Consider the following 25,810-nt stretch of genomic DNA (forward strand, 5'->3'; position numbering starts at 1 on the left):
TGGTCTGCCTGTTGATACCACTTCCACCATAGTGATAAGACCACCGTGACCACATCTTTTCTCGCGCTGTTTAGCCATCAAACTCAGGGCGGTTTACGTGAGCGACTGTGCAATACTTTGCGCCAGGCCATCGCCAATGGGCATCTGCGGCATGAGCAGAAACTGCCGTCCAGCCGCCAGTTAGCCACCGACCTATCGCTGTCGCGCGTTACGGTGGAGGCGGCGTATGCGCAGCTTGAAAGTGAAGGTTATCTGCAGCGTCACGGCGGACGCGGGACGTTTGTTTCGATTCGCATGGCTTCGCCCACCAGCAAAACCGGCACCGAACGCTCACCACACTTTTCTCAGCGTGGCCTGCAGGTTTTGGCAACGGGCGGCTGTCAGGATCCGCCCTTTCCACACGCCTTTGCCGCCGGTTCACCCGATTTACGCGCCTTCCCACATACGCAGTGGCGTCGCATCAGCAATCAGGTGCAGCGCTCGCTGGGCAGCAAAGTGATGGGTTACGGCGATCCGCTTGGATTGCCATCACTGCGGCAGGCGGTGGCGGATTATCTGGCGCTGTCACGCGGCGTGCACTGCACGGCGGAGCAAGTGGTGATCCTCACCAGCTCACAGCAGGCGCTGCAGTTGCTGGCGTTGATGTTCCTTGATGCGGGTGACGAAGTGTGGCTTGAAGAGCCGGGTTATCCCGGCGCGCGCAACGCGTTTCTTGCCGCCGGTGCGCGCTGTCGCGCCATGCCGCTGGATGCAGAAGGTGCAGTGCCGCTCAGCGGCAGCGCGAAACTGGTCTATCTGACGCCGGCGCATCACTATCCCACCGGCACAGCAATGAGTCTGGCGCGGCGCTTGCAGTGGCTGACGTGGGCGCGGCAGCAGGATAGCTGGCTGATTGAGGACGATTACGACAGCGAATTTCACTACGAGGATCGCCCGGCTCCGGCGCTACAAGGATTAGCCGCGGATGGTCGGGTGATTTGCCTCGGCACTTTCTCCAAAACGCTGTTCCCGTCGCTGCGGCTGGCGTGGATGGTGGTGCCGCCACAACTTGTGGAACCATTGGGCCGCGCACGCAGCGTGATGGATGGTCACAGCGCGTTGCTGCCGCAGGCGATTTGCGCAGAGTTTCTGCAACAAGGCCATTTCGCCAGCCATTTGCGCCTGATGCGCCAACTCTATCGCAGCCGACGTGACTGCTTGCTGCAGCAGATCGAAACGCGCTTAACACCCTGGCTTGAGCCGCTGCCGGCGGCTGGCGGGTTACAGTTGGCGGTACGGCTGTTGCAAGGGGATGAAGCGCGCTTGACAGCCCAGGCGGAAGAGATCGGATTGTTGTTGCCGCGCCTGTCGCCGCTTTATGCCGGTAAAGTGCAGCGAGCGGGCTGGCTGCTGGGCTTTGCGGCGCTGACACCCGGGGAGATTGTCAGCGCCTGCGATAAGCTGGTTACGCTGTTGTCGCAGCCCGCGCAAACCTCCAGGTAACCAGAATGCCCAGCGCCGCACAACAGGTTCCCGCGACATAGACCGAGCCGTAACCCAGCGCCGTCGCCAGTAAGCCGGTCAACGGGCCGCTGGCACCGTACGCGATATCCTGAAATGCAGAGAAACCGCCAAGCGCGGTGCCGCGAATCTGTGGCGATACGCGCTTGATCACTTCAACGCCCAGCGCCGGGAAGATCAGCGAGCAGCCGCAGCCGGTTAAAGCCGCGCCAATCAGCGCCATCCAGCCAGAAGTGGCGAACGCCAGCAGCAGCAGACCGGCGGTTTCCGCCAGCAAAGAGACCATCGCCACTTTTACGCCGCCGTGACGATCCGGCAAGCCGCCGAAGAATACGCGCACCAGCACAAACGCACAGCCGAAAGCGGTCAATGCAAAACCAGCATTGCCCCAGTTTTCCGCAGCGAAATAGAGTGACGTAAAGGTGCCGATCACCGCAAAACCGGTACCCTGCAGCGCCAGCGCCAGCCCCGGCTGAAAGATGGTTTTCACTACGCTAAGCAGCGATGGCCGCTCGCCGCCCACCACCGGCACTCTGCGGATCCAGCCATTTATCGCCAGCGACAGCAGCGGCAACAGCAGCGCAACCGCACCGAGAGCAGCAAAGCCGCCGTGCTGATTGATCAGCAAGCCGAGCGGTGCGCCAGCCGCCAGCGATCCGTAAATCGCCATGCCGTTCCACGACATCACTAATCCGGAACGTTTGCTGCCCACCAATCCCATGCCCCAGGTCAGATTGCCGGTCAGCAGCAGGCTTTCGCCGAATCCTAACAGCAAGCGCCCTACCGCCAGCAAACCAAACTTCGTCCACGGAGAAACCGGTAACAACGCCGCCGCCAGATACGCCACGCCCACCAGCGCGATGGCCAGCATGCCGTGCTGAGTGGTGAGTTTCGCACCGTGTTGATCGGCTCGACGCCCGGCAAAGCTACGCGTCAACAGCGTGGCGAAGAACTGTATTCCCACCGCCACGCCAACCATCAGGTTACTCATGCCGAGTTCATGATGGACATACAGCGGGATGACCGGCAGCGCGAGGCCAGCGGTCAGATAGGTGAGGAATACCGCAAAGGAGGTGCAGGCCAGCGGCATAACGGATTGCGTTTGCGCGTCAGCAGTCGTGGTCATGGTGGGTCGAACTCCTTGTAATAACCAGACACGCGCTTGCTGCCAAAACAGAAACGGGATATTTGGTTCACACTAAGCTAAAAGTGATAATTTTGTTTCGGATGGAGTGGGAGTGTAGGCAAGCTGAAGGTGGAATGTCAAAACAACAAGGGCCGGATAACCGGCCCTTGTGATATTGCTAGCATAATTAGGTCTCCATGAATGGCGATCCTACGGGATTATGCTGGCAACTTACGCATGATACTTACGCATGGTCAGAGTGGCGTTAGTCCCGCCGAAGCCAAAGCTGTTCGACATCACGGTGGTCAGCGCTTTATCAGTCGGTTTGGTCACGATGTTCAGACCTTTGCCCGCTTCATCCAGCTCTTCCACGTTGATGCTTGGCGCGATGAAACCGTGCTCCAGCATCAGCAAAGTGTAGATCGCTTCCTGCACGCCCGCCGCACCCAGTGAATGACCGGTCATGGCTTTGGTAGCAGACAGTGATGGGCAGTTATCGCCGAACACTTCGCGAATCGCACCCAGCTCTTTCACATCACCAACCGGCGTAGAAGTGCCGTGGGTATTGAGGTAATCGATTGGGGTATCCAGACCTTGCATCGCCATCTTCATGCAGCGCACCGCGCCTTCGCCTGAAGGAGCTACCATGTCTGCGCCATCTGAGGTTGCGCCGTAGCCCACGATCTCAGCATAAATGTGTGCACCACGTGCCAGAGCGTGCTCCAGCTCTTCAACCACCACCATACCGCCGCCGCCGGCAATGACGAAGCCGTCACGGTTGGCATCGTAAGTACGTGAGGCTTTTTCTGGCGTTTCGTTGTATTTGGTCGACAGTGCGCCCATCGCATCGAACTCACAGGCCATTTCCCAGCTCAGCTCTTCACCGCCGCCAGCAAACACAATGTCCTGTTTACCCAGCTGAATCTGCTCAACCGCGTTACCGATGCAGTGTGCAGAAGTAGCACAGGCTGAACTGATGGAGTAGTTCACGCCGTGAATTTTGAACGGGGTTGCCAGGCAAGCAGAAACGCCTGAACCCATCGCCTTGGTCACCACATAAGGACCGACCGCTTTCAGGCCGCGTGGGCTACGCATGGCGTCAGCACCAAATACCTGATAACGCGGAGAACCGCCGCCAGAACCGGCAATCAAACCCACACGTGGGTTTTGCTGATACTGTTCGTCAGTCAGGCCAGAGTCTTTGATCGCTTCGGCCATTGAAAGGTAGGCATAAATAGAGGCATCACTCATAAAACGCACGATTTTGCGATCGATGAGCCCGTTGGTATCCAGTTTGACGTTGCCCCATACGTGGCTGCGCATACCGGCATCTCTCATCTCTTCAGAGAAAGTAATACCGGAACGGCCTTCACGCAGAGAAGCCAGCACTTCTTGCTGGTTATTACCAATGCTGGAAACAATACCCAGGCCAGTAATCACTGCACGTTTCATTCAATAATCCTCGTTCCACATATTTGGATGTGGTGCACTCTAGCGTACAGTTGTAAGCCGAACAAGTCCGATCAGCCATTTCCCTTTGTAAATTTGCGTCATGTGACGTCTATCGCTAAACTCGCGCCACTGCCTGAAATATGAGCCTTTCCCGTGAAATTAACCCCGGTTGAACACGCCCAAATAAACTGGAATGAACAGGGTACACCTGTGTCCCGAGCGTTCGGCGATGTCTATTTCTCCAACGATAATGGACTGGAGGAAACGCGCTATGTGTTCCTCGATGGCAACCATATTCCGCACCGTTTTGCTGAACATTCACGCGATTTATTTATTGTCGCCGAGAGCGGTTTTGGGACTGGTCTGAACTTTCTCACCCTGTGGCAAGCCTTCGATCGCTTCCGCAATGAGCAACCCAACGCCACTTTGCAGCGTCTGCACTTCATCAGCTGCGAGAAATTCCCGCTGACGCAAGCCGATCTGGTGGCTGCGCATGCCCATTGGCCGGAGCTAAAGCCGTGGGCCGAACAGCTGCAACAGCAGTGGCCGCAGGCGTTGCCGGGTTGTCAGCGCCTGCTGTTTAACGGCGGCGAAGTCACGCTGGACCTCTGGCTTGGTGATATTAACGCGCTAATTCACACCTTTGATGACAGCCTCAATCGTCAGGTAGATGCGTGGTTCCTTGATGGCTTCGCGCCGGCAAAAAATCCAGAGATGTGGACGCCAGATCTGTTCGCCGCGATGGCGCGCCTCGCCCGGCCGGGCGGCACGCTGGCGACTTTTACCGCGTCGGGGTTTGTGCGACGCGGGTTGCAGGACGCCGGTTTCAGTATGCAGAAGCGCAAAGGCTTTGGTCACAAGCGTGAAATGCTGGTCGGCGTGCTGGAGCAAGCCGCTGCATTGCCGCACAGCCAGCCGTGGTATGCACGCCCACCGGCAGGCAGCAATAAAGTAGCGCTGATTGGCGGCGGCGTCGCCAGCGCAGTATTGGCGCTGGCGCTGCTGCGACGCGGTTGGCGCGTAACGCTCTACTGCGCCGATGACGCGCCCGCGCTGGGCGCATCCGGCAATCGTCAGGGCGCGCTCTATCCGCTGCTGAATCAGCACGATCCCGCGCTGGCCACCTTCTTCCCGGCCGCTTTTGGTTTTGCCCGACGTCTGTATGATCGGCTGCCAGTGGAGTTTGAGCATGACTGGAGCGGCGTGTTGCAGCTGGGCTGGGATGATAAAAGCGCGGAGAAAATTGCGCAGATGCTCAACATGGTACTGCCGCATGACATCGCGTACGGTGTTAATAAAGAAGAAGCGCAACAGCTGGCGGGCGTTGAACTTGATGTCGGCGGGATTTTTTATCCCCAAGGCGGCTGGCTGTCGCCTGCACAGCTGACCAGCAATCTGCTGGAGTACGCGCAATCGCGGGGATTACGCCTGCACTGGCTACATCGCGTCACGCAATTAACGCGCGATGAAGATCGCTGGACGCTGCACTTTGATGAGCAGCCGCCGGAGCAGCATTCCCAAGTGGTGCTGGCGAATGGTCACGCGTTGCTGGAACTTGAGCAAAGCAACATGCTGCCGGTGTACGCGGTGGCGGGACAAGTGAGCCACGCGCCAACCAATCCGTCGTTGGGCGCGCTGCGCACCGTGCTGTGTTACGACGGCTATCTCACGCCGGTCAGCCCGAACTTCGCCACCCATTGCATCGGCGCCAGCTATCATCGCGGCGATACCGCCACAGATTTCCGCACCGACGATCAGCAGGAGAATCGCCAACGGCTGATTAACTGTCTGCCGCAGAGCCAATGGCCGCAACAGGTTGATGTGTCCGATAACCAGGCGCGCAACGGCGTGCGCTGTGCCACGCGCGATCATCTGCCGATGAGCGGCAGCGCGCCAGATTATGAAGCGACACTCACGCAATACGCCGATCTGCCAGAACAGCGTGCGCGCGGTGCAAGCGTAGCCGATGCGCCGGTGCATAACGGTTTGTTTGTGTTGGGCGCATTAGGTTCGCGTGGTTTGTGCAGCGCACCGCTGGCAGCCGAAGTGCTGGCGGCGCAGATGAGCGGCGAACCGCAGCCACTGGATGCAGCCACGCTGGCGGCGATGAGTCCGAATCGCTATTGGGTGCGAAAACTGCTGAAGGGTAAAAAAGCGGGTCGATAATCTGCGGGGCGAGCGATCGCCCCGAGACGTTAAGCGGTTTGACGTGCCTGCAGGAACAGATTGTCCCACATGCCGGTGACCAGCGCCTGATCGCGTGGCGACAGTTCGCCAGCAGCAATGGCTTTTTGCAGGCTGTTGGTGACGTGAGTTTGCAGCGCTTCCGGCGAGTGTTCACCGCTCAGCTCAATCTCCGCCACTGCCAGGGTCAGATGACCACGCAGATAGCCGCCTGCAAACAGCTCGTCATCGCTGGCGTGATCGACCATGTCATCAATCAGGGCCAGAATGCGGGTTTCAAATTCTACGATCATCTCTTCCTCTCTTCTTATAACCTTCGCGGATTACAGATCTTCCGGCCAGGGGAATTGTGCCGCCGTCAGTGGCGGCGTGCCGTAATAATTCGTCAGTGCATCGATGAAGCGAGCTGGTCGTGCCGGAATGCCCTGCTGCAGATACGTCATCACCTGTGCATGCACCTTGCGCTGAAACGCTATGCGATCTGGCTCACAATCGCCTTCGAGATTGTCACAACTTACGTTGAAGGGAAAGCCCGCCGCCACGCAGAATAACCACTCCAGCGCCTGCGGTTTTACCTCAACCGATTCGAACTGGCTCTGCGTTTGCGCATCGCGTCCGTCCGGACAATACCAATAACCAAAATCCACCAGCTTGCGGCGCGCTTCACCGGCAATGCACCAGTGGGAAATTTCATGCAGTCCGCTGGCGTAGTAGCCATGCGCGAACACCACGCGATTCCACGGTGAGGTTTCATCCGCTGGAAGATAAATAGGTTCGTCGTCGCCTTTAATTAGACGGGTCTGAAAATCGTCAACGAAACAGCCATCAAAGATGGTAATCAGCTGATCGTAATGGTGTGTTGTACTCATAATTTTTAATCTTAAAAAAAAACCGGCGCCATTGTCGCATTGGCAGCCGGTCTTGACGAGTGTTGGATTACAGCGTGGCCAGCCAGGCCATCAATTCTGCGCCGTGACTGTCCCATAACAATTTAGCGCTCATTACCGCAGAAACGATCACTACCATGGGGCGAATCAGTTTCTGACCACGGCTCAATACCAGCCTGGCGCCGAGGCGCGCACCGATAAAGGCGCCGAGCAACATAATCGCGCCCGTGCCCCACACCACTTTTCCGCCGAACATAAAGAACAGCAAACTGCCAAAATTCGAGGTGAAATTTAGGATTTTGGCGTGGGCGGTGGCTTTCGCCAGATTGAAGCCGCACAGCGTAACAAAGGCCAGCGCATAGAACGAGCCGGCGCCGGGACCAAAGAAGCCGTCGTAAAAGCCGACGCAGCCGCCGCCTACCAGCGCATAGGGCAAACCGTGCAGACGACGTTCGCGATCGGCTTCGCCCAAACGCGGCATCAGCAGGAACCACAAACCGATGCAGATCAGCAGCAGCGGTAAGATTTGGCGCAGCACATCCGCTTGTAAGTGCTGAATCAGAATGGTGCCAGCAATCGCGCCGAGGAAGGTCATGGCGATATTCAGCCACTGCTCGCTCAGATTCACCGCACCACGTCGGATGAAATAGAGGCTGGCGGAGAACGATCCGCCGACCGATTGCAGCTTATTGGTGGCTAACGCCTGTGCCGGCGACAGCCCAGCAGCCAATAAGGAAGGCACGGTGAGTAAACCACCGCCACCGGCAATGGAGTCGATAAACGCCGCCAGCATTGCCACAAAAAACAGCACACAGATGATCAGTGGGCTGACAACGAACCAATCCATTGAAATACCTACAGAAGATGCTTATCAAGTAAAGCCTGGCAAGACGGCGGCAATGGCGGCGGCGTTTTCTTCACCGGCGGCGTGCTGCCTGGTTTTTTCGGCAGGAACCAGCTGTCCAGCTCAGCGCCACAGCCATCGCCCGCCGGTTGAGGAGCCTGGTCTTCACATTCAAGACTCCCCGCCGGACAACGCAGACGCACGTGCATGTGCGCACGATGAGCAAACCACGGACGCACTTTATTCAACCACGCGCGATCGCTGCCAGCATCGGCGCAAAGCTGCCTTTTGATTGCCGGATTGACGAAGATACGCGTCACTTCATCATCTTTCGCCGCCAGTTTAATCAGGCTATCGATTTGCGGCTGCCAGTGACGCGCAATCACCTGTTTATCATCGGCAGAAACCAGATCGAGCGGCTGCGGCTTGAGCAATTGCTGCGCCGTCCAGCGGGTTTTCGGCAGCTGCAGCCAGATATCGACGTCTAAACCCGTTTGATGGCTGGCGTGGCCGCTGCTAAAACGTCCACCCGCCGCCATGCCCATATCGCCAATCAGCACTTGTCCCAGCTGAAGCTGATGAACCTGGGTGCTGAGACGCTGAATAAAGGCGATCAGATCGGGATGGCCGAAATAGCGGCGCTGATCCTGGCGCATCACTTGATAATTGGGTGAGTTAAGCGGCAACTGCTGCGCACCCACAATACAGCCGTTGGCGAAGCCGCCAATCGACTGCGGGCTGCCGGCAATCGGCTGATGAATTTGCTGCCACGGCGTGGCGGCAACGGCGGCCGCACTGCATAGCAGCGCGGCACAGATAATGAGCAGACGGCGCATCATCGGGCTTACCAGCGCGGAACGCTGCTGTTGATGTCACCGTTTTGCGCACGCTGGCGCAGCAGGTGATCCATCAACACAATCGCCATCATCGCTTCGGCAATCGGCACGGCGCGAATGCCGACGCAGGGATCGTGACGACCTTTGGTGATCATCTCGACTTCTTCACCCTCGCGGGTGATGGTGTTGCCCGGCACGGTGATGCTGGAGGTCGGTTTCATCGCCAGATTGGCGCTAATGGTTTGGCCGCTGCTGATGCCGCCCAAAATGCCACCGGCGTGGTTGCTCTGGAAACCGTTGGCACGAATCTCATCGCGATGCTGACTGCCGCGCTGGTTGATCACCGCGAAACCGTCGCCGATCTCCACGCCTTTCACCGCGTTAATGCTCATCAGCGCATGCGCTAAATCCGCATCCAGACGATCAAATACCGGCTCGCCCAGGCCCGGCGGCACGTTCTCTGCCAGAACGGTAACTTTGGCGCCGATGGAATCGCCCTCTTTTTTCAGGCCGCGCATCAGCTCATCCAGCGCTTCCAGTTTGGAGGCATCCGGGCAGAAGAACGGGTTCTCTTCCACGATGCTCCAGTCTTTCAGCTCGCAGGCCACATCGCCAATCTGCGCCAGATAGCCGCGCACCACGATGCCGTGCTTCATCTGCAGATACTTCTTGGCAATCGCCCCTGCCGCCACGCGCATCGCGGTTTCACGCGCCGAAGAGCGGCCGCCGCCACGATAGTCGCGCAGGCCGTATTTCTGCTCGTAGGTATAATCGGCATGGCCAGGACGGAACAGATCTTTGATGGTGCCGTAATCCTGTGAACGCTGGTCGGTGTTCTCAATCAGCAAACCGATTGAGGTTCCCGTCGTCACGCCCTCAAACACGCCAGACAAAATTTTCACCTGATCCGGCTCGCGGCGCTGCGTGGTATAGCGCGAAGTGCCAGGACGACGACGATCGAGATCGTGCTGGATGTCGGCTTCCGTCAGCGGAATGCCGGGTGGCACACCGTCAACGATGCAGCCCAGCGCAATACCATGCGACTCGCCAAAAGTGGTTACGCGAAAAACTTGTCCGATGCTGTTTCCGGCCATGCTGGTTCCTTGTTGCGATGTTGCGGGCGAGCGCTCGCCCTCTTATTTAGTCTTTGTAAAATGAGAAGTGATGCTGTGCCGCCACGATTTGCTCGCGCGTCAGCATAAACACGCCGTCACCGCCGTTATCAAACTCCAGCCAGGTAAACGGCACGTCTGGATACTGATCGATCATGTGCACCATGCTGTTACCCACTTCGCAAATCAGCACGCCTTGTTCGGTGAGGTAATCCGGCGCACAGGCCAGAATGCGACGCACCAGTTTCAGGCCGTCGCTGCCCGCAGCCAGACCGAGTTCCGGCTCGTGGCGATATTCGTTCGGCAGATCGTCCATATCCTCGGCATCCACATACGGTGGATTGGTGACGATCAGATCGTATTTCACCTGCGGCAAGTTGCGGAACAGATCGGCGCGGATTGGCGTGACGTGGTTCAGCAGGCCATGCTCTTCGATATTCTGCTCGGCGACAGCCAGCGCATCGGTGGAGATATCGACTGCATCCACTTCCGCTTCCGGGAAGGCGTAAGCGCAGGCAATGGCGATGCAGCCGCTGCCGGTACACATATCCAGAATGTGATGAGGCGAATCGCTGATCAAACCAGCAAAGCGGTTCTCAATCAGTTCACCAATCGGTGAACGCGGCACTAATACGCGCTCATCAACGTAAAATTCGTGGCCGCAGAACCAGGCTTTGTTGGTGAGATACGCCACCGGAATGCGCTCGTTGACGCGGCGAATCACGCGCTCAACAATGCGATGACGCTCGCTGGCAGTCAGGCGCGCATTGCGCATATCTTCTGGAATATCCAGCGGTAGCCACAGCGTTGGCAGAACCAGTTGGACTGCTTCGTCCCAGGGATTATCCGTGCCGTGGCCGTACCAAATGCCTGCCGCCGAAAAACGGCTGACAGCCCAGCGCAGCATGTCCTGAATGGTGTGCAGTTCATTCACTGCCTCATCGACGAATATCTTGTCCACGTAGCCCTCCGCAGGCCATAAAATCAATCGGCCGATAGTGTGCCACGAAGCCGGGCAGAATTCAGCGCAGCGAGGCGAAAAAGCTGACATTTGTTAACGCTAAAGGTTAAGGTATGCGACTTGATGTTTATCAGCCTTTTCTGACCCAGCACAGAGCCATGAGTAAAAAAACGCCGCTAAGCCAGGACGATCAGCAGATGTTCCGCCAGTTAATGACCGGAACGCGCAAGCTGAAACAGGACACCATCGTGCATAAACCGGTGGTGAAAACGCGCCAACTGCCGTTGAAACGCTTGATTTCGGAACAAGCCGATAACAGTCATTACTTTTCTGACGAGTTTCAACCGCTGCTTTCCAGTGAAGGTCCGGTGCGCTACGTGCGCGCCGATGTCAGCCACTACGAGCAGAAGAAATTGCGTCGTGGCGATTACACGCCGGAAATTTTTCTCGATCTGCACGGCTTAACGCAGATGCAGGCCAAGCAGGAGCTCGGCGCGCTGATCGCTGCCTGTCGCCGTGAGCATCTGTTCTGCGCCAGCGTGATGACCGGGCACGGCAAACACATCCTCAAGCAGCAAACACCGCTGTGGCTGGCACAACATCCGCATGTGATGGCATTTCATCAGGCACCGAAAATGTTCGGCGGCGACGCCGCACTGCTGGTGTTGATTGAGGTGGAAGAGTGGCAACCGCCTGAACTGCCGTAAAGGCTACGGTAAAAAGGATAGGGCCGCATTTGTAAGCGGCCCATAGAGCGGAATTACATCGCTTTAGCCAATTTTGACGGGCTGACCTGCCACTCCAGCTTGCCTTCGCAGGCCTCTGCATCAAAGTTCACACAGGCTATTGCCGAGGTCGCGAACATCGGCGGCGCTTCCTGCGGGCAGAGTTCAGACACCAGATAACCCACCAGCGGCAGATGCGAAATCACCAGCGCCGATTTAACCCCTTTTTGTGCCAGCGCCTGCAGATAGCAGGCCACCATGCCCGGATCGCCGCCCGGCGTCAGTTCCGGCAAAACATCCTGCCCTTCTGGCAATTTCAGGGTTTCGCGCACCGTGGCGAGCGTTTGCTCGGCACGCAGGTAAGGACTGACTAATACCCGATCGATTTCTGGCGTTTTGCCGTTGAGCCAGCTCGCCATCGCTCTCGATTCATCACAGCCACAGAGTGTGAGAGGTCGAACGGAATCACTCGCTGCTTCCAGAGCTGCATCGCCATGACGCATGATAAAAACTTGCATAAAGCACCGCTGTTGTTTGTCGATATCGGCCGGTACCACAGCACCAGACGCTTCATTCTGCGAATGAACGGTGTGTTTTACCCCAATGGCTTCAGTATAGTCAACCGGTTGTTTATTAAATAAGCATATCTCAGAATGGTGCCGCGCTTACCGCTGCACGGCCCGCTGACTAACCCGCTGAATCTGTGCGTCTATTCACGATTGTGCAGAAGTGTAAAAATTCGTTTGCTGTTCTGACATTGCGATCAGCGCCTCACTCGGCGTAAAACGCTCGCCGTGCTGCTGCATTAATGACCTTAATGCTTTGACGATATCGCCAATGCCGCGCTGATCCATATAGCGGAACGGACCGCCAAGGAACGGCGGAAAACCGATGCCAAATACCGCCGCAATATCGCCATCACGCGCGTTGCGGATCACCGCTTCATCCAGACAGCGTGCCGCTTCGTTCAGCATCATCAAGACGCAGCGCTCAGCGATCTGCGCTTCGCTCTGCCTTGCCTGCGGTTTGATATTCAGCAGTGAATAAAGGGAAGCATCGACTTTGCGTTTTCCCGGCCAGCGCGAACGTTGATAGAGGTAAAACCCTTTGTGATTTTTGCGCCCTTTTCTGCCGTCGGCCAGAATGGCGTTCGCGGCGTTGGGGGCGCTGAAACGTAAACCGTAAGCCTGCTCAAGAATCGGGCTGATTTTGCTGCCGACATCAATGCCCACTTCATCCAGCAGCTGCAGTGGCCCAACCGGGAAACCAAACTTCACCAGAGCGCGATCGATATGCTCAATCGGCTCACCTTCCTGCAAGCAGTGCATCGCTTCATTTATATAGGGCGCGAGAATGCGGTTAACGTAAAAGCCGGGACGATCCGCCACCACCACCGCCGTTTTGCCCTGCTGACGCGCCAGCTGCACCGTATTTGCCAGCGTTTGCGCCGAGGTATTGGCGTGAGGAATCACCTCCACCAGCGGCATTTTGTCTACAGGACTGAAGAAATGCAGACCGATCACGTTTTCAGGCCGCTGGGCTTTGGCTGCGATATCAGCAATTGGCAGCGACGAAGTATTGGAGGCGAAAATGGTGTGCGGCTGGCAATGACCTTCTATTTCGCTGACCATCTGCTGCTTGAGCGCCAGATCCTCAAATACCGCTTCAATCACCAGATCGCGCTGGCTGAATCCCTGGTAATCGGTGCCACCGCTGATGCGCGCCATCTGCTGCTGGCGTTCGGCGGCTTTTAGCTGACGCCGCTTCACCTTGTTGCTCAGCAGATCCCAGCTGTATTGCAGCGCATGATTCACGCCGACCAGATTCATGTCTTTAATGCGCACTGGCAAACCGGCTTTCAGCGCCGTAACGCTGGCGATGCCGCCGCCCATCAAACCGCCGCCGAGCACGCCAATCTGCTTCAGCACTTGCGGCTCGACACTGGCCATCGACTCTTTCTTTAAGGCCGTTGAGGCGAAGAACAAACTGCGCAGCGCGGCCGATTCTGGTGTCATCACCAGTTGGCCAAAGGCGCGCGCTTCCGCTTCATGCCCGGCGCTGCTGCCCTGCTCCAGACCGATGCGCACCACGTCAAGAATGCTCTGGGCCGCTGGATAGTTGCCCTGGGTTTTGCTGTGGGTTTGCCGCTGCGCCAGCGAGAACAGCACCTGACGCGCGATTGGTCCCTGCAGAAAACGATCGCGGCGCGAAAGCTCCCGCCGTGCGCCTTTTCCTTTGTGTACGCGCGCAATCGCCGTTTCCAGCAGAATTGATTGCGGCACCGCGTCATCGACAATCCCCAGCTTGAGCGCCTGTTTAGCGCGCAGCTGTTTGCCGGTGAGGATCAGCGGCAGCGCCTGCTGTACGCCAATCAGGCGCGGCAAACGTTGCGTACCGCCAGAACCCGGCAGCAGACCGAGCTGTACTTCCGGCAAACCGAGGCGCGTTTTGTCATCCAGCGAACAGATGCGCGCATCGCAGGCCAGCGCCAGTTCCAGACCGCCGCCGAGGCAGGCACCGTGAATCGCCGCCACCACTGGAAACGGCAGCGCGGCAATCATCGCCATCACATCTTGTCCCTGCTTTGCCAGCGCCTCAGCTTCCTGCGCCGTTTTGCAGTTGGCGATCATGCTGATATCCGCACCAGCAACAAAGTTGTCTGGCTTGCCGGAGATCAACACTAATCCAGCCAACTGCTGATGGCTGCGCGCTTCGTCCAGCACCGCTTTGATCTGCGACACAAACTCGGCCTTCAGCGTGTTCATCTTCTCGCCCGGCACATCGATGGTGATCACACCGACGTGGTCGAGGCGCATGTGTAAATGAAAGGCGGATTCGCTCATTATTCGGCCTCCAAAACCATTGCTGTGCCCAGGCCGCCCGCCGCGCAGGCGGTGACCAATCCCAATCCGCCACCGCGCCGCCGCAGTTCCTGCAGCGTTTGCGTGATCATGCGTGCGCCAGTGGCGGCAAACGGATGACCATAAGCAATCGATCCGCCAAGCACGTTAAAGCGTTCTTCATTGACTTCACCTAACGCATGCGGACGATTCAGCACCTCGCGCGCAAAGCGTTCGTCACGGAACATTTTCAGGTTGGCTAAGGTTTGTGCGGCAAAGGCTTCGTGCATATCAATCAGCGTCAGATCGTTGAGCGTGATGCCGGCGCGCTCCAGCGCCAGCGGCGAGGCGTAGGCCGGTCCAAGCAGCATATCCTGCCAGACATCAATCGCCGTAAAAGCATAGCTGCGCAGATAGCCGAGCGGCTGAATGCCGAGTTCGCGCGCGCGCCCTTCACGCATCAGGATCACCGCTGCGGCACCATCGGTCAGCGGCGTGCTGTTGGCGGCGGTCACCGAACCGTGGCGACGATCAAACGCCGGGCGCAGTTTGGCGTAATCGGCGGCGCTGGCGTTGAAGCGAATATTGTTGTCCTGCTCGATGGGCGCTTTCCACGGCGGCACAAATGCGGGCATCACTTCCTGGCTTAACACGCCCGATTGCCAGGCGCGCGCCGCATGCTGGTGCGAACGCAGCGCTAACGCGTCCTGCTGTTCACGCGTGATGCCGTGACTTTTCGCCATCTGCTCGGCGGTATCACCCATGCGTAATCCGGTGGAATACTCCGCTACCGCCGGTGGCACCGGCAACAGATCGCGCGGACGCAAACGACGCAGGATGCTGAGTTTTTGACTAAAGCTGCGCGCTTTGTTGAGATCCACCAGCGCACGAGCCAGAGTTTTACTGACGCCAATCGGCAGCACCGAGGATGAATCCGCGCCACCGGCAATGCCGGCATCGATGGTGCCCGCCATTAAACTTTCCGCCACGTTTGCCACCGCCTGAAAACTGGTGGCGCAGGCGCGGCTAACGCTATAGGCATCGGTATGCACGCCTAATCCGCTGCTCAGAACAATTTCACGCGCAATGTTGGGCGCTTCCGGCATCTGCACCACCTGACCAAACACCAGTTGATCGATAATCTCGACCGGTAATTCGCTGCGCGCCATCAGTTCGCTGATCACCATGCGCCCCAGCTCCAGCGCGGGAATACCGTGGAAATCTGTAGCCTGGCGGGCAAAAGGGGTGCGTAATCCGTGGGTTATGGCGATACGTTCGCCCTGACGCGTCAGCAGCGGCTGCGCTTTGCTCATTGCAATCACCTGTATTTTTCGACCGGGGCATCATTGCCAAACAGGTCTGACCTGATCATCAGTGTTAACTAAGTGTTGCTAAGTAGCCAATAAGCAGAGGAAAAAAGTGCGAGGGAATACACGAAAATGAGTTAAGGCTGCCGAAGGGGTTTCGGCAGCGGCATGATTAGCGTAGGCCGAGCTGGAAAATCAGGGTTTCGGCCTGGCAGGCAAAGGTGAAGTCGATAGACAGGCGCACCGCGTCGCCTTCATTGGCAAAATCCGCGCGAATATCGCAAGGATCGGATTCCACCTGACGCGCGCGCTCAGTCAAATGCGCCAGCATCGCTTCCGCCGCATGGCGATCGGCAAACACGCCAGACCAGCTTGCGGTGCAATCGGTGTTATCCATCACGGTTCCCACATCGACACAGCAGCAGGCCGCCGTTTCGTTGGCATTACACTTTTTAATGGCATCAGTCATGATTCTCTCCTGACGATAATTTCAACATAATCGGATTATTTTCTGCCGCAAAGTGTACGCCTGCTGCGTTTTCACATCCACGATCAAGCCGCTAAGTGACGAATATCACGCTAAAAATTGATCCACAGCAAAATTGAACGCTATGTTTAAGTCGAACCGCTAAGATTTTGTTAAGCAGATCTGATTTTATCGATCAAATCAGAAATATTTAAAAAACAATATTGCAACAAATACACAGGTCGGACCTATACTCGTCGCACTGGTCTGATATGTGGTTTTGCCATCAGTCCCTACAATTCGCCGCTCTTTGTTACGCGACGTAACAACGTTAAATAATAAATCTAGATGAGGTTGTGGTCATGAACCATAAAAACCTGTTTGCAAAGTCAGCTGTGGCAGCTGCAGTAACGCTCGTCTGTTCTCATGTTTACGCCGCGGGCTTTCAACTGAATGAATTCTCAGCAATTGGTTTAGGTCGTGCATATTCCGGCGAAGGTGCGATGGGTGATACCGCCGCCTCTGCCAGCCGTAACCCGGCAACCATGGCATTAATGGATCGCCCTTCTTTCTCTATCGGCGCGGTTTATATTGATCCCGAAGTGGATATTAGCGGTCAGAGCCCGACTGGTCGCAGCCTCGATGCCAAAAATATCGCCCCAAACCAGTGGATCCCTAATCTTCACTATGTGCATCCAATTAACGATCAGTGGTGGATTGGTGCATCTGCGACCTCAAACTATGGTTTAGCAACCGAATTTAATGACGGCTATACCGCAGGTGGTTATGGCGGCAAAACCGACCTGATGACCGGTAATTTTAATATCAGCACCGCTTATCGACTGAATGAGAATTTCAGCTTCGGTATCGGCTTTGATGCGGTCTACGCAAAAGCGAAAATTGAGCGTTATGCCGGTGAAGCAGGTGCCGTGGCAGGATTGCCAGCCGATACCCAGATTGCGCATTTAAAAGGTGATGAATGGGGCTACGGCTGGAACGCCGGCATCCTGTACGAAGTGGATAAAAATAACCGCTTTGGCTTTACCTACCGCTCAGAAGTAAAAGTCGACTTTGACGGTGACTACAAGAGCAACATCCCCACCGCCTTTAACGGTACACCGCAGGCACTGGCTTTAGGCCTGCCTTACGGCACCAGCGGCACCACGATTCCGGGTTCTCTGACTTTGAATCTGCCAGAGATGTGGGAAGTGTCAGGCTGGCATAAAGTGGCGCCGCAATGGGCGGTTCACTATAGCCTGACTTATACCAGCTGGAGTCAATTCCAGGAGTTGAAAGCCACCGGCAGCAATGGCCAGACGCTGTTCTATAAGGATGAAAGTTTCCACGATGCCTACCGTATCGCGTTGGGTACCACTTACTTCTACGATGATAACTGGACCTTCCGTACCGGCATCGCCTTTGATGACAGCCCGGTTCCGGCCGATAAGCGTTCTATCTCTATTCCGGATCAGGATCGTCTGTGGCTGAGTGCCGGTGCGTCTTACGCCTTCAATGAAGATGCTTCTGTCGACCTGGGTATTTCTTACATGCACGGTCAGAAAGTCACCGTGAAAGAAGGCCCGTATACCTTTAACTCTGAAGGTAAAGCCTGGCTGTACGGCGCGAACTTTAACTACAAGTTCTGATACGTAGCTTGATAAAAAAGGCGACTCATTGAGTCGCCTTTTTGTTTTATTCAGAATCAATATCTTTCAGATCGTCCTGAATCGCACTGGCGTTCGGATTATCTTCCGGCTTCAGCTTACCGCCGTTGGCAATAAAGTCATGTCGCTGGAAGTAGGCATTACGAATAAAGGCGTACGGATCTTGCTGCTGACGCAAAATGGCGTCCGAATCCAGCAACTGCGCACGGGTTTCAATCCCTTCCAGCGTCCATTTACCTACCGAGATCGGCCAGCTCAACCAGCTTAAGACCGGATAGAGCGTATCAACGAAGTCACCGCCATCTTCACGGATGGTGAAACTACCGTAGGCCGGCAATTCAACATACGGGCCGTAACCGACGCCATAACGTCCCAGCGTGCTACCAAAGCGATGCGGCACTTCACGCGCCAGCGCCGGATTGGCTTTGCCCGCCACGTCGATAAAGCCACCCAGCCCTAACACGGTGTTCAGGAAGAAGCGGGTGAAGTGGATGCCTGCCTGGCGCGGTTCACCCACCAGAATGGCGTTGACCATGCTGGCGGGCTCTTCAACGTTGGATAACACATTACTGATGCCGCTACGTGCCGGCACCGGCACGTAATCGCGCCAGGCGACTGCCACCGGACGCAGAACATACGGATCCAGCACGTTGTAGTTGAAGTTAAACATCGTGCGGTTAAAGCCTTCCAGCGGATCGCTGCGCTGCGCAGGTTCCGTATTTTCAGCCGGTTTTGAGCTGGCACAACCCACCAGCAGTAAGCTGGCTAGCGCCAAACCGGTCAGGCGGTTATTCATTCTTCTCTCCCTGTGCGGATCAGTAAGGTATCGCTTCAGGGCTGCTGTTGATTAATTTCCACAGCCAGTTGCTGATGACCATCCCAGGGTGTGACCGCGCTTAAACCCAACCAGTCGCCAGACTGTGGATTGGCACTGCCATCGCGCGAAATGCGCACCCTGACTTGTACCTGATGCTGTGCCGAAAGCAGGCGATCGGGCATCATGGCATTGCTGTCATCGAGCGTGAGCGATAACGGAAAGTGGCTCAGCGGTAAACGCTTCACAGCCACAGGCACCGGTGAAACACCGTCAGACACAGAAATATACAACACTCCGCCTTGCGGTAACATTTTTTCTGCCGGCGGCGTCAAACTCACCGTCAATGCCAGGCTGCTATTTTGCTGTCCCGCGTCGGTTTTCGCTTGTTCAATGCTGCGCTCGATCATGGTGATGCGACGATCGCCTGCCGGTAACAGTTTCAGCATCACCTGCCATGCACCAATCGCCTCGTTGTACTGCTGCTGTTCAAAGGCGTTAAACGCCAGCAGACTCAGCGTGCGCACATCGCTGTGATCGCGTTTAAGCAGCGCTTTCAGCAACACGTTGGCCTGACGGTTATCCTGCGGATCGCTGGAGCGCGTCAGCACTTCGGCATAATCCTGCTGCAGTTCGACGTTGTCTGGCGCCAGCTGTAGCGCATGTTCAAATGCCTGGCTGGCATCGGTGGCATTATTCAGCACCATCCCTAAGCGGCCCAGCATCGCCCAATCGTTGAGGTTCGTTGCGTCGTGCTGCAGCGAGCTGCGCAGACCCAGCTGCAGACGCGCCAACTCTTCCATGGTTAGCGGCTGAGCTTTAGGATCCATCACGCGCGCACGTAACGCAGGAAACTCCTGCTGTACGCTGACGAACGCGGTTTGCTGCGTAAGTCCGCCGGTTTTCAGATACATGCCAACCGACACCACCAGCAGCACAATCACGCCCGGCAGCAACACCCAGCGGCTGCTGCGATGAATGGTCGCGGCATCCTGCTGCGGCACATCAGTTAACAGCGTTTGTTGCAGTTCGCGCACCATTTCCGGGCGCTCAGCCACCACGCCCTCTTCTTCATCACGCTCCAGCTCGCGCAGGCGTTGCTGATAGAAATCGGTGTTGAGACGATCGCGATCGCCACTGCTGGCCTCGCGCTGACGCCAGCCAGCACGCAGAAACAGCGCGATAGCCGCCAGCAGTAAGATAATCAGGGTAATCCAGAATCCAGTCATTACGGCTTCCCGTCACGCTTGAGTAACGCCGCAAGGCGCTGTTGTTCACTGTCGTCGAGTTCGCTACGCGCTTTGCCGCGACGATTACGCAGAATAATGATCAGCGCGCCCAGCACCACAAACAGCGCTGGCCCCACCCACAAAATCAGCGTGGAAGGCGTTACCGGCGGCTCATACGTCACGAAATTACCGTAACGCGCCACCATGTAATCAATGATCTGCTGACGGCTTTCGCCCTGCTTCATCAACTCGTAGACTTTAAGACGCATATCCGACGCGATCATCGCATTGGAATCGGCAATGCTGTTGTTCTGGCATTTCGGGCAACGCAGCGATGCGGTGAGATCACGGTATTGTTCTTCCTGCTGCACCGAATCGAACTGATAAGTATCAATCGCCGCCCACAGGCTGGTGCTGAGCAGAATGCCCGCTAACAGTAGAAGCAGCCGTTTCATACGCCCGCCTCCTTGTTGTATTTGTCCCACAGCGGTTTCACTTCTTCGAGCCAGACACGATCGTTCATGTCGCCTGCGTGGCGATAACGAATGATCCCTTTGCCGTCGATCAGGAAGGTTTCCGGTGCGCCGTAAACGCCGAGATCGAGACCGAGCATCCCGTTGCCGTCATACAGGCTGAGCGCATAAGGATTGCCCAGCGTGTTCAGCCAGGTCACCGCTTTGGTGCGATCGTCTTTATAATTGAGGCCAACCACGCGAATGCCTTTTTCCGCCAGCGTATTGAGGTATTGATGCTCCGCGCGGCAGGTTGGGCACCAGGTTGCCCAGACGTTGAGCAGAATCGGTTTGCCGTCGGTCAGCACCTGCTGATCGTAGGTTTTGCCGGGTTGATCGAGCGCTTCCAGTTTGAATACGGGTACCGGTTTGCCGATCAACGCTGATTCGAGACGCGTTGGATCATCGCCGTTGGCGTTGCGCGACAGCTGCCACAGCAGCGCCGCGGCCAGCAGCAAAAACAGAATTAACGGGATAAACAGGATTTTTTTGTTCATGCCAGCTCCTCGCGCTGCTCTTTTTTGCGTGAGCGATAGCGCGGATCGAACAGGCAGAACAAGCCGCCCACCGCCATAAACACGCCGCCGTACCAGATCCAGCGCACAAACGGTTTGTAGTAAATCCGCACCGCCCACGAACCGTCATCCAGCTCTTCGCCCAGCGCCGCATACAGATCGCGGGTGAAACCGCCGCTGATCGCCGCTTCGGTCATCATGGTGCGCGCGGCTGCATAGAAGCGTTTTTCCGCCTGCATCACCGCCTCCAGCTTGCCGTTGCGCGTCACTTCAATCACCGCCACGCCGCCGCTATAGTTCGGCCCTTGCAGGTTGCGCACGCCGTGGAAGGTAAAGTGATAATTGTGGATATCAACGGTATCACCCGCCTTCATGCGCACATCACGCTCAACGCTGTATTGGGTGCTAAAGGCGATACCAACCACGGTCACCGCCACGCCTAAATGCCCCAGCACCATGCCCCAATGGCTGCGCGATAGATGTCGTAAACCTTTGAAGAAAGAGTGGCGATGGGTGGCGCGCTCGTGCAGTTCCATCAACGTCAGCATGATCACCCAGATCGACATCAGCAGGCCGATAACCGTCATCGCCTCAATGCGATCCTGCAGCAGCCACGGCAGGGCGATCGACAGGATCAGCGTCACTAACAGGCCCACGCCAAGGCGTTTCCACAGTTTCTGTGGTTGGTCACGACGCCAGCGCACCAGCGGACCGATACCGAGCATCAGCGCTAGCGGTGCCATCAGCCAGGTAAACATGGTGTTGAAAAACGGTTCGCCCACCGAGATGCTGCCGAGACCGAGCTGTTTATGCACCAGCGGCAGCAGCGTACCGAGTAACACCACCAGCATCGCGGCGATCAGCAGCACGTTATTACCCAGCAGGAAGGATTCGCGTGACCAGGCTTCGCTCTGAACGCGGCTGCGCACCTGACCACCTTTCAGCGCGTACAGCAGCAGCGAGCTGCCAATCACAATCACCAGGAAGGCGAGGATAAACATGCCGCGCGCCGGATCGGAGGCGAACGAGTGCACGGAAACCAGCACGCCGGAGCGCACGAGGAAAGTGCCAAGCAGGCTTAACGAGAACGCGGTGATCGCCAATAACACCGTCCAGGACTTGAAGCTGCCGCGCTTTTCCGTTACCGCCAGCGAGTGCATCAGCGCGGTACCGGCCAGCCACGGCATAAAGGAGGCGTTTTCGACCGGATCCCAGAACCACCAGCCGCCCCAGCCGAGTTCGTAATAAGCCCACGCCGAACCGAGCACGATACCGATAGTCAGGAACACCCACGCGGCGGTGGTCCACGGACGTGACCAACGCGCCCATGCGGTATCCAGACGTCCGGCCATCAGCGAGGCAATGGCAAACGCAAAGGCCACCGAGAAGCCGACGTAACCCATGTACAGCAGCGGCGGATGGAAGATCAGCCCGATATCCTGCAGCATTGGGTTGAGATCGCGCCCGTCAATCGGGAAGTTTGGCAAGGTGCGGGTAAATGGATTCGAGGTGAGAATGATAAACAGCAGGAAGCCGAGATTAATCATGCCCATCACCGCCAGCACGCGTGCTAGCGCATCCTGCGGCATCCCGCGACTGAAGATTGCCACCGCCAGCGTCCAGGTGCTGAGCAGCAGCACCCATAACAGCAGTGAACCTTCGTGCGCACCCCAGGTTGCCGCGATGCGATAATAGACCGGCAGCAAGGTGTTGGAGTTGGTGGCGACATAGCCAACCGTAAAGTCATTCAACACAAAGGCGTGCACCAACACCACAAAAGAGGCGGCGACACAGATAAACATGCCCCAGGTTAACGGGCGCGCCATCGCCATCAAACGCGCATCCTGCCGCGCAGCGCCCCACAACGGATAGACGCTCAACAGGAGCGCTAAAGCCAGCGCCAGACACAGCAGAAAGCTACCAATTTCCGGCATCATGATTGCGCACCCGACTGCTGATAGGCTGCTGCAGGTCCTGTGTGATTCTTCTTCATGGCATCTTCAATTTCGGGAGGCGTATATTTTTCATCGTGTTTCGCCAGCACTTCTTTGGCGTTCACCAGATTGCCCTCTTCCAGCACGCCTTGCGCTACCACGCCTTGCCCTTCACGGAACAGGTCCGGCAGAATGCCTTCATAGGTCACACTGACCACGCCGTTGGCGTCATACAGTTTGAAAGAGACGGCGAGGGTTTTCGGATCGCGCTTTACGCTGCCCGGCATCACCATGCCGCCAATGCGCAAGCGCTGGCCCGGCTCAGGCTTCTGATGATCTTCACCTTTGCCGTTGATAATTTCACTCGGGGTATAAAACAGGTCGATGTTGGAACGCAGCGCGTACATCACCAGCGCGGTCGCCAGGCCAAGCCCGATCAACACCGCGATCGCCACATAGAGGCGATTACGACGACGGATATTCACACGGATTCTCCCGCTGCTCCACTGGCAGCTTTTTTCGATTTAGCCGCGCGAATGCGGCGCTCCCTGGACTGACGCTGGCGAATTTCCGCCAGCAAACGGCGGCGGAACAGTATGGTGTGCAGCACCAGACCGAATAACGGGATCAACGTAAGGATAACGGCGAGCCAGACGTAAAAGGCATAGCCGCCCATGGCGAAGAAATCGCTCCACGATGCAAAGGCTGGCGTCATGATTTGCTTCCTCCCTGCGCCACATCAATCGCCCACGGACGATGGCGCTCGGTGAAGAGAATCAAATTACGCAGGCGCATTAAGGTCAGCGCACCAAACACCAGCAGGTAACCGAGAATGGACCAGCGCAGCGGTGTGCGCATGCTCGGATCGATGGCCTGCTGCAGAATGCCTGATGAGCCCTGATGCAGCGTATTCCACCATTGCACCGAGAAGTGAATGATCGGCAGATTAACTACGCCAACCAGAATCAAAATGCCGGCGGCGCGCCCGGCGGTGCGGCGGTCTTCAAAGGAGTGATACAGCGCGATAACGCCCATATAGAGGAACAGCAGCACCAGCTCAGATGTCAGGCGTGCATCCCAGATCCACCAGGTTCCCCACATCGGTTTACCCCAGGCGGAACCGGTAATCAGCGCGATAAAGGTGAACACCGCGCCAATCGGCGCCATCGCCGCTGAGACCAGATCGGCCATCTTCATCTGCCACACCAGGCCGATAAATGCCGCAATAGCCATTGATGCATACACGCCCATCGACCACATCGCTGCAGGCACGTGAATGTACATAATCCGGAAGCTGTTGCCCTGCTGATAATCCGCCGGTGCAAAGCCGAATCCCCAGACCCAACCGAGTAACAGCGTGCCAACACCCAGCACCGCGAACCACGGAATCAAGCGACCGCATAGCTGGTAAAGCCGCTCAGGCTTTGCCCACTGGTGTAACCATTTCCACATTTTGCATAGCTCACAATAAAGAGAATTCAGGTTTCGACCGCTCTGGGGCGGCACGAATTAATGCAGACTGATACGCAAAGCCGCTGCCGTCGCGAACGGCGACAGCGTTGCGCTTACCGCCAGCATCGCGCCAAGAATCGCCAGATAACCCCCGATCGGCAATCCCATTCCGGCGGCATCAATCGCCGCGCTGGCAAATATCAAAACCGGTATCGACAACGGTAATACCAGCAAACTCAGTAATACGCCGCCGCGCCGCAACCCAACGGTTAATCCGGTCCCAATCGCGCCGAGAAAACTCAGCGTTGGCGTGCCAAGTAATAACGTCAATGCCATCGCGCGCCAGCTGGCAAAATCCAGCGACAGCAACAATGCCGCCAGCGGCGACAATAAAATCAGCGGTAGCCCGGTAATCAGCCAGTGAGCAATCACTTTGCCCAGCACCGTGATCGGTAGCGGCGTCGGCAATAGAAGTAGTTGCTCAAGCGAACCATCAAGAAAATCGTCACGAAACAGCCGTTCCAGCGCCAGCAATGAGGCCAGTAACGCGGCAACCCACGCCACGCCCGGCGCAATGCGCGCCAGCTGCTGTGGCTCCGGTCCGATACCTAACGGAAACAGCGTGATAACAATCAGGAAAAACCACAGCGGATTGATCACTTCCCCGCCGCTACGAAAGGCGATTTTTAATTCACGCTGAATGACCCGGCCTAACATCAAGCCCACTCCGAAGTAAGACGAATTTTACGCACGCGCGCGCTGTGATCGGGCAGATCCTGATGCGTGGTCAGAATCACCGCTCCGCCGTTATCGGCATGGCTGACGAATCGCGCCATTAATTTTTCCACACCGCCTTTATCGATGGCGGTTAAGGGTTCATCGAGGATCCACACCGACGCCGGACTGAGCCATAAGCGTGCTAATGCCACGCGCCGCTGCTGTCCGGCGGAGAGTTGTGCCACCGGCACCTCTTCAAAGCCCAGCAGATCGACCTGCTCAAGCGCAGCAAAAATCGCGTCTTCATTGCTGCTACCGTGCCAGAAATGCAGGTTCTCTAGCGGTGAGAGTACCGATTTCACGCCGGGGTGATGGCCAAGATAGAGCAGATTTTGTTGCCATACTTCGCGCTGTTGACGAAGGGGCTGTGACTGCCACGTTACGTCGCCCTCTTCCGCCCGGCTTAATCCGGCCAGCAGGCGCAACAGCGAAGTTTTCCCGGCTCCGTTTGGCCCTTCAATTTGCACAATGTCACCCGGTTGCACGCGGAAGCTCAACCCATGAAACAAGGTTCGCTCATCACGAACGCATGAGAGATTAATGACTTCGAGCATAGAAGGGAGAATCGCGGCAATGAATGAGGTGGGGATAATACCACATTGAATCTGTGGGCCGAAGTCTGTGAGCTGGCTCCCACTTACCCCAAATGGGGTATTCGTGCGCCCCAGATCAA

The 25,810-nt window shown here is 56.9% G+C and carries 25 protein-coding genes and 2 pseudogenes; 5 read left to right on the plus strand and 22 right to left on the minus strand.

The genetic code is table 11. The features are described 5' to 3' along the window. Positions 1-45: 45 nt before the first annotated feature. Complete coding sequence (locus FCN45_RS13410; RefSeq protein ID WP_137386210.1) at positions 46-1,482, plus strand: PLP-dependent aminotransferase family protein; 1,437 nt, start codon at positions 46-48, stop codon at positions 1,480-1,482. Here the strand turns inward: FCN45_RS13410 and FCN45_RS13415 are convergent. Continuing rightward, positions 1,445-2,626, minus strand: a complete 1,182-nt coding sequence (locus FCN45_RS13415; protein WP_137386211.1) for an MFS transporter — start codon at positions 2,624-2,626, stop codon at positions 1,445-1,447. The genes FCN45_RS13410 and FCN45_RS13415 overlap by 38 nt on opposite strands. Before the next feature lie 231 nt (positions 2,627-2,857). Then, complete coding sequence (fabB, locus tag FCN45_RS13420) at positions 2,858-4,078, minus strand: beta-ketoacyl-ACP synthase I (protein WP_101763628.1); 1,221 nt, start codon at positions 4,076-4,078, stop codon at positions 2,858-2,860. A gap of 153 nt (positions 4,079-4,231) precedes the next feature. Here fabB and mnmC point away from each other — a divergent pair, with 153 nt between their 5' ends. Continuing rightward, entirely contained in the window at positions 4,232-6,244 is a 2,013-nt protein-coding gene (mnmC, locus tag FCN45_RS13425) for a bifunctional tRNA (5-methylaminomethyl-2-thiouridine)(34)-methyltransferase MnmD/FAD-dependent 5-carboxymethylaminomethyl-2-thiouridine(34) oxidoreductase MnmC (RefSeq protein WP_137386212.1), read from the plus strand. Positions 6,245-6,273: 29 nt separating this feature from the next. Here mnmC and FCN45_RS13430 read toward each other — a convergent pair whose 3' ends face one another. The 6 genes from FCN45_RS13430 to prmB all read right to left on the minus strand — a co-directional run bounded on the left by FCN45_RS13430 (position 6,274) and on the right by prmB (position 10,902). Continuing rightward, positions 6,274-6,555 (minus strand): YfcL family protein, encoded by a 282-nt coding sequence (locus tag FCN45_RS13430; RefSeq protein ID WP_137386213.1) that lies wholly within the window; start codon positions 6,553-6,555, stop codon positions 6,274-6,276. Between the two features lie 30 nt (positions 6,556-6,585). Next, a complete protein-coding gene (locus tag FCN45_RS13435; RefSeq protein ID WP_101763626.1) occupies positions 6,586-7,131 on the minus strand; it encodes an elongation factor P hydroxylase in 546 nt (181 codons plus the stop codon). Between the two features lie 67 nt (positions 7,132-7,198). Then, on the minus strand, positions 7,199-7,996 hold the full coding sequence (locus FCN45_RS13440) for a sulfite exporter TauE/SafE family protein (RefSeq protein WP_137386214.1): 798 nt from the start codon (positions 7,994-7,996) through the stop codon (positions 7,199-7,201). Between the two features lie 8 nt (positions 7,997-8,004). Continuing rightward, positions 8,005-8,832, minus strand: a complete 828-nt coding sequence (gene mepA, locus FCN45_RS13445; RefSeq protein ID WP_370579096.1) for a penicillin-insensitive murein endopeptidase — start codon at positions 8,830-8,832, stop codon at positions 8,005-8,007. Positions 8,833-8,837: 5 nt separating this feature from the next. Beyond that, entirely contained in the window at positions 8,838-9,923 is a 1,086-nt protein-coding gene (aroC, locus tag FCN45_RS13450; protein ID WP_137386215.1) for a chorismate synthase, read from the minus strand. 46 nt (positions 9,924-9,969) lie between these two features. After that, positions 9,970-10,902 carry a 50S ribosomal protein L3 N(5)-glutamine methyltransferase gene (gene prmB / locus FCN45_RS13455; protein WP_137386216.1) on the minus strand — a complete coding sequence of 311 codons (933 nt, stop codon included), beginning with the start codon at positions 10,900-10,902 and terminating at the stop codon, positions 9,970-9,972. 158 nt (positions 10,903-11,060) lie between these two features. On the opposite strand from prmB, the gene smrB reads away from it, so the two are divergent. Then, entirely contained in the window at positions 11,061-11,609 is a 549-nt protein-coding gene (gene smrB, locus FCN45_RS13460) for an endonuclease SmrB (protein WP_061717868.1), read from the plus strand. 53 nt (positions 11,610-11,662) lie between these two features. Here the strand turns inward: smrB and sixA are convergent, their stop codons facing one another. From sixA to FCN45_RS13480, 4 genes are all read right to left on the minus strand, one after another. Continuing rightward, on the minus strand, positions 11,663-12,145 hold the full coding sequence (gene sixA, locus FCN45_RS13465; RefSeq protein WP_101763719.1) for a phosphohistidine phosphatase SixA: 483 nt from the start codon (positions 12,143-12,145) through the stop codon (positions 11,663-11,665). Positions 12,146-12,340: 195 nt separating this feature from the next. Further along, positions 12,341-14,470 carry a fatty acid oxidation complex subunit alpha FadJ gene (gene fadJ, locus FCN45_RS13470; protein ID WP_137386217.1) on the minus strand — a complete coding sequence of 710 codons (2,130 nt, stop codon included), beginning with the start codon at positions 14,468-14,470 and terminating at the stop codon, positions 12,341-12,343. Beyond that, on the minus strand, positions 14,470-15,780 hold the full coding sequence (gene fadI / locus FCN45_RS13475) for an acetyl-CoA C-acyltransferase FadI (RefSeq protein WP_137386218.1): 1,311 nt from the start codon (positions 15,778-15,780) through the stop codon (positions 14,470-14,472). Before fadI ends, fadJ begins: the two co-directional genes overlap by 1 nt. A 166-nt stretch (positions 15,781-15,946) precedes the next feature. Further along, positions 15,947-16,243: a YfcZ/YiiS family protein gene (locus tag FCN45_RS13480; protein ID WP_101763619.1), complete on the minus strand. Its 297-nt coding sequence runs from the start codon at positions 16,241-16,243 to the stop codon at positions 15,947-15,949. A 359-nt stretch (positions 16,244-16,602) separates the two neighbouring features. Between FCN45_RS13480 and fadL the strand changes: the two genes are divergently transcribed. Next, a complete protein-coding gene (fadL, locus tag FCN45_RS13485; RefSeq protein WP_101763618.1) occupies positions 16,603-17,886 on the plus strand; it encodes a long-chain fatty acid transporter FadL in 1,284 nt (427 codons plus the stop codon). Positions 17,887-17,932: 46 nt separating this feature from the next. On the opposite strand, the gene mlaA is transcribed toward fadL, so the two are convergent. Genes mlaA through FCN45_RS13525 form a run of 8 tightly spaced genes read right to left on the minus strand, consistent with a single transcriptional unit; the run spans position 17,933 to position 24,360 of the window. After that, on the minus strand, positions 17,933-18,700 hold the full coding sequence (gene mlaA / locus FCN45_RS13490; RefSeq protein ID WP_101763617.1) for a phospholipid-binding lipoprotein MlaA: 768 nt from the start codon (positions 18,698-18,700) through the stop codon (positions 17,933-17,935). A 35-nt stretch (positions 18,701-18,735) separates the two neighbouring features. Further along, on the minus strand, positions 18,736-19,947 hold the full coding sequence (ccmI, locus tag FCN45_RS13495; RefSeq protein ID WP_137386219.1) for a c-type cytochrome biogenesis protein CcmI: 1,212 nt from the start codon (positions 19,945-19,947) through the stop codon (positions 18,736-18,738). Further along, a complete protein-coding gene (locus tag FCN45_RS13500) occupies positions 19,947-20,402 on the minus strand; it encodes a cytochrome c-type biogenesis protein (RefSeq protein ID WP_101763615.1) in 456 nt (151 codons plus the stop codon). Before FCN45_RS13500 ends, ccmI begins: the two co-directional genes overlap by 1 nt. Beyond that, positions 20,399-20,956 (minus strand): DsbE family thiol:disulfide interchange protein, encoded by a 558-nt coding sequence (locus FCN45_RS13505; RefSeq protein ID WP_137386220.1) that lies wholly within the window; start codon positions 20,954-20,956, stop codon positions 20,399-20,401. The genes FCN45_RS13500 and FCN45_RS13505 overlap by 4 nt, the downstream gene beginning before the upstream one ends. After that, complete coding sequence (locus tag FCN45_RS13510) at positions 20,953-22,911, minus strand: heme lyase CcmF/NrfE family subunit (RefSeq protein WP_137386221.1); 1,959 nt, start codon at positions 22,909-22,911, stop codon at positions 20,953-20,955. The genes FCN45_RS13505 and FCN45_RS13510 overlap by 4 nt, the downstream gene beginning before the upstream one ends. Then, positions 22,908-23,393 carry a cytochrome c maturation protein CcmE gene (gene ccmE / locus FCN45_RS13515; RefSeq protein ID WP_008101293.1) on the minus strand — a complete coding sequence of 162 codons (486 nt, stop codon included), beginning with the start codon at positions 23,391-23,393 and terminating at the stop codon, positions 22,908-22,910. Before ccmE ends, FCN45_RS13510 begins: the two co-directional genes overlap by 4 nt. Continuing rightward, complete coding sequence (gene ccmD / locus FCN45_RS13520; protein WP_137386222.1) at positions 23,390-23,623, minus strand: heme exporter protein CcmD; 234 nt, start codon at positions 23,621-23,623, stop codon at positions 23,390-23,392. The genes ccmE and ccmD overlap by 4 nt, the downstream gene beginning before the upstream one ends. Then, positions 23,620-24,360, minus strand: a complete 741-nt coding sequence (locus tag FCN45_RS13525) for a heme ABC transporter permease (protein WP_110866541.1) — start codon at positions 24,358-24,360, stop codon at positions 23,620-23,622. The genes ccmD and FCN45_RS13525 overlap by 4 nt, the downstream gene beginning before the upstream one ends. Before the next feature lie 60 nt (positions 24,361-24,420). On the opposite strand from FCN45_RS13525, the pseudogene FCN45_RS23885 reads away from it, so the two are divergent. Further along, positions 24,421-24,519, plus strand: a pseudogene (locus FCN45_RS23885) (hypothetical protein); the annotation flags it as partial. On the opposite strand, the pseudogene ccmB reads toward FCN45_RS23885, so the two are convergent. Together ccmB and ccmA are read right to left on the minus strand one after the other, a co-directional pair. Further along, a pseudogene (ccmB, locus tag FCN45_RS13530) lies at positions 24,490-25,077 on the minus strand (heme exporter protein CcmB); the annotation flags it as partial. The pseudogenes FCN45_RS23885 and ccmB sit on opposite strands and share 30 nt — an antisense overlap. Continuing rightward, positions 25,077-25,691 (minus strand): cytochrome c biogenesis heme-transporting ATPase CcmA, encoded by a 615-nt coding sequence (ccmA, locus tag FCN45_RS13535; RefSeq protein ID WP_137386224.1) that lies wholly within the window; start codon positions 25,689-25,691, stop codon positions 25,077-25,079. The pseudogene ccmB and the gene ccmA, both read right to left, overlap by 1 nt. Positions 25,692-25,810 lie beyond the last annotated feature (119 nt).

The organism is Pantoea sp. SO10 (assembly GCF_005281435.1).
GTDB classification, from domain to species: Bacteria; Pseudomonadota; Gammaproteobacteria; order Enterobacterales; family Enterobacteriaceae; genus Pantoea; species Pantoea leporis.